The organism is Collinsella sp. TF05-9AC (genome assembly GCF_003438495.1).
Classification (GTDB): domain Bacteria; phylum Actinomycetota; class Coriobacteriia; order Coriobacteriales; family Coriobacteriaceae; genus Collinsella.
Genome location: NZ_QSSH01000059.1, coordinates 1 through 3,644, shown reverse-complemented (window position 1 = coordinate 3,644; position 3,644 = coordinate 1). Strand labels below are relative to the sequence as shown.

The window sequence follows — 3,644 nt, the reverse complement described above, 5'->3', positions numbered from 1 at the left end:
TCCGGTCCGACCGGGCCGCGCGGCAAGGAGATATATTGCCAGACCGGAGGGGCCCCGGGGGCGGGAATTCCACTCTTCACAAGTCCTACACAATACATCGCTTCCTATATAAGTCATAGAAAGGCTGGTGCAGAAATACTGCACGTATCAGATGATGACCCTTCGGTTAAGAGATATATAAAGATCGGTCACCTGTAAGTGTTTATCTACCCGCGCTTTTAGCAATGTAAACCAGCGCTTTCGATAAAAAAGGGGAGCGCCGCGCACAACGCGACACTCCCCTAGCGATTCAAGAGAATCTATTAGGCCTCGAGAGCCTTCTTGGCAATGGTAGCCAGCTCGTTGAAGGACTCGATGTCCTCGTAAGCCATCTGAGCCAGGACCTTGCGGTCGAGCTCGATGCCGGCAACCTTCAGGCCGTGCATGAACTGAGAGTAAGAGATGTCGTTCAGACGAGCAGCAGCGTTGATACGAGTGATCCAGAGAGAACGGATCTCGCGCTTCTTGTTGCGGCGATCACGATACTGATACTGCAGGGAGTGCTGGACCTGCTCTTTAGCATGCTTGTAAGTACGCGAAGCGGCACCGTAGTAACCCTTCGCACGGTGCATAACGGTACGGCGCTTCTTCTTGGCGGCAACAGCGCGCTTAATACGTGCCATGTTCTATCAACTCCTAGACGGTAAAACGAAAAAACGAACTTAGGCGAGACGCGACTTGATGACCTTGCGGTCGGCAGCGGCGATCTCGGTCTCCTGACGGAAGCCACGCTTACGCTTGGTGGACTTCTTGCTCAGGATGTGGCTCTTGAAAGCCTTGGCGCGCATAAGCTTGCCGGTACCAGTCTTGCGGAAACGCTTCTTGGTGCCGCTGTGGGACTTCATCTTAGGCATGAAATACTCCTTAATCGGTTACAGAACACTAGTTACTTGGTATCGCTTGCCGCTTTATCCTCATCGAAGGCGCCCTTAATCGGGGCGAGCAGCATAAGCATGTTACGGCCTTCCATCTTAGGCTTGGACTCGACCGTAGCGTAAGGCTTGAGATCCTCGGCGAGACGCTCGAGAACGTTAAGGCCCTGCTCCGGGTGAGCCATCTCACGGCCGCGGAACATGATGGTGATCTTAACGCGTGCGCCCTTCTTGAGGAAACGCAGAACGTGGCCCTTCTTGGTCTCGTAGTCGCCAACGTCAATCTTGGGTCGGAACTTCATTTCCTTGACCTCGACCTTGGACTGGTTCTTACGAGCAGCCTTGGCCTTCATGGCCTGCTGGTACTTGAACTTACCGTAGTCCATGACCTTGCAGACCGGCGGCTCCGCGTTGGGAGCGATCTCGACCAGGTCGAGACCCTGATCGTCGGCGACGCGCTGGGCATCGCGGATGGCGAACAGGCCGAGCTGAGAGCCATCGACGCCAATCAAACGGCACGAAGATGCAGTGATCTCGTCGTTGATGCGGGTGTCATCAGACTTAGCTATTTTCCCTACCTCCATTCATAAAAAAATAACCCGGCGCTTCTCAGCAACCAGGTCGTACACATAGACTTCCTCGATTTGAGGAAGGGAATCTAAGTTGTATGACCAGTCAGCTGCTCATTGGCGCCAAAAGGTGGGAACCCTCGGGTTCCTCTTTAGGGCATTGCGGGAACAACGCCTTGCGAATAATAACACGTACAGCGCGTTATCACATTACGTACACGAAAAAGGGGCCTTGACCCCCTTGAACGCTCGCTTGCATGTATGGTGCCCGAGGCGAGACTCGAAGGGCCTTCGCTTCGCGAAGCCCCGGGCTTCGGGCGCGTGGCGCCCTCGCCACGCTCCGCTACAGACAGGCCACAGGCCTGTTTGCTTAACGCTTCGCGCGCTCACGCGAGTTCGGCACGAAAAAGGGGGCCGCAACCCCCTTGAACGCTCACTTGCATGTATGGTGCCCGAGGCGAGACTCGAACTCGCACGTTGTTGCCAACGGTGGATTTTGAGTCCACTGCGTCTGCCAATTCCGCCACTCGGGCACGCAATGCGTGAGTTAGTTTATCACAGCTTTCTACCGATTAGTCCGAAAATGGAACTTCGAGCATTTCGATAAGCTCAACCTTGCGTAACATCTCCCGCTTACGACATCCACGTCCGTCAACCGAGGCCTCGCCCATCTGGTTGTCATAGGGATCCTCGCGCATACCATCGAAAGCAGGCACAAATTCAGCCTGGAATCGATTGTTGGCCACCATACGCCACGGGTCGAGATTGCCAAAGTAGTGACGACGACGCCACTCCTCCCCCATCCTGCGTGCCGAGGAACCAAACGATACGTCGGCGTTAAGCCAACCGGTCTGTGGCGTATAGAACTCAGCCCAATCGTGCGGCCCCACCGAATCGGGCGCAACATACAGGCCGCTCTGCCAACGGGCAGGCACGCCCGCGATACGGCACATGGTGATAAACGTGAGCGCCATAACGCCGCAATCGCCGCGGAGCGAATGCGCGCAGTCATCGGCAATAGATCCCAAAAGCAAGTACGGCGGCTGATAGCGATAGTCGATGTACTGCGTCAGGTAATCATAGATAGCACGGGCGCGATCGAGCGGATCCTCGAGCCCGTCAATGACACGGGCTGTCAGCTGCTGTAGATACGGCGTGAATGCAATGTGCGGACGGTCCTCGGAGGTGTCCACGGGCAGTGGCGCGTCCATGCAAGGATGCACCGGAAGCGCACCCCCATAGACATCACGATAAGCGGCATCAATTTGATAGCGATAGGTCACCGAGAATGAGCGCTCACTCGAAGAAGACCACGAGGCGGTACGCGCCGAAGCATTCGCGGGGGCAACAGCACCCTCCGGCGTCATATCGAGAACCTCGATATGAGACTGTTGACGACAGGCGGCGGCAACGGGTAGCCACGCGCGAACGGTCTCCCCTTCCAGAGCGCCGGGGACAGACACGGACGCTTTAAGCGTAATGACGCGAGCCAATCCGTTTTGTGACTCCATCTCCTTGAGCATCTCGTTGCGCAGTGCTATTCCGTCCGTAGAATCGGGCCGCATGCCGGGAACCTCTTTGGGATATACGCGAAGCGAATCGAGGAAGTTGTCGAGAACGAACAGTTCGCCATCGATAAAGCGCCAGTCAATACGCTTACGATTAATCAGGTCATCAAACTGCTCTTCGGTAAACTCTGGCCACTCCTCGCGAATCATCGCAATAGCCTGGTCGCGCGACACCGAAAAATGAAGCGGCGTCTCTAGCATGCGATACCGCTCGGCACGAACACAAGCAGCCAGCGAAGGCTCGGGGTTCTGCTCCAAAAGGCGATCGCAGGCAGCAACAGCCTGCGTCAAATACCCGGCATCCATAAGACGAAGAATCTCGGGCGGCAGTCCAACATCGAGATGACGAAAGTCATCACAGCAAACATCAGCAGAGCAACCAACTGGACCCTCGTCAATAACCTTCCCATCCGAAGGCAGCACATTAATAACAGCCATACCAAAACTCCAAGTCACTAGAACGCTTGAAGCCCATTGTAGCGAGATAAAAAGAAAGCCCCAACAAGGGAGCCATCAACACCGCCGAACGGTAGTCAATAAATAAACCTTGATTATCGACTTCATCCGAACACCTCCCACATTCATCCGTACATGTG

At 55.3% G+C, this 3,644-nt stretch carries 4 protein-coding genes and 1 tRNA gene; all 5 read right to left on the bottom strand.

Annotated features, from left to right (window positions below):
* Nucleotides 1-302 precede the first annotated feature (302 nt).
* The 5 genes from rplT to DXC52_RS09770 all read right to left on the bottom strand — a co-directional run bounded on the left by rplT (nucleotide 303) and on the right by DXC52_RS09770 (nucleotide 3,486).
* The gene (gene rplT / locus DXC52_RS09790) at nucleotides 303-662 is read right to left on the bottom strand and encodes a 50S ribosomal protein L20 (protein ID WP_006234421.1); all 360 of its coding nucleotides are present in this window, start codon (nucleotides 660-662) and stop codon (nucleotides 303-305) included.
* 39 nt (nucleotides 663-701) lie between these two features.
* A complete protein-coding gene (rpmI, locus tag DXC52_RS09785; protein ID WP_006234422.1) occupies nucleotides 702-893 on the bottom strand; it encodes a 50S ribosomal protein L35 in 192 nt (63 codons plus the stop codon).
* Between the two features lie 32 nt (nucleotides 894-925).
* Entirely contained in the window at nucleotides 926-1,495 is a 570-nt protein-coding gene (infC, locus tag DXC52_RS09780) for a translation initiation factor IF-3 (RefSeq protein WP_006234423.1), read from the bottom strand.
* 431 nt (nucleotides 1,496-1,926) lie between these two features.
* Nucleotides 1,927-2,013: transfer RNA gene (locus DXC52_RS09775), tRNA-Leu, on the bottom strand.
* Nucleotides 2,014-2,052: 39 nt separating this feature from the next.
* Nucleotides 2,053-3,486 (bottom strand): transglutaminase-like domain-containing protein, encoded by a 1,434-nt coding sequence (locus DXC52_RS09770; RefSeq protein ID WP_117747096.1) that lies wholly within the window; start codon nucleotides 3,484-3,486, stop codon nucleotides 2,053-2,055.
* Between the last annotated feature and the right edge of the window lie 158 nt (nucleotides 3,487-3,644).

Excerpts from the sequence above, each read along its gene's own strand:
- rplT (WP_006234421.1), bottom strand. The coding sequence starts at position 662 with ATGGCACGTATTAAGCGCGCTGTTGCCGCCAAGAAGAAGCGCCGTACC.
- rpmI (WP_006234422.1), bottom strand. The coding sequence starts at position 893 with ATGCCTAAGATGAAGTCCCACAGCGGCACCAAGAAGCGTTTCCGCAAG.
- infC (WP_006234423.1), bottom strand. The coding sequence starts at position 1,495 with ATGGAGGTAGGGAAAATAGCTAAGTCTGATGACACCCGCATCAACGAC.
- DXC52_RS09770 (WP_117747096.1), bottom strand. The coding sequence starts at position 3,486 with ATGGCTGTTATTAATGTGCTGCCTTCGGATGGGAAGGTTATTGACGAG.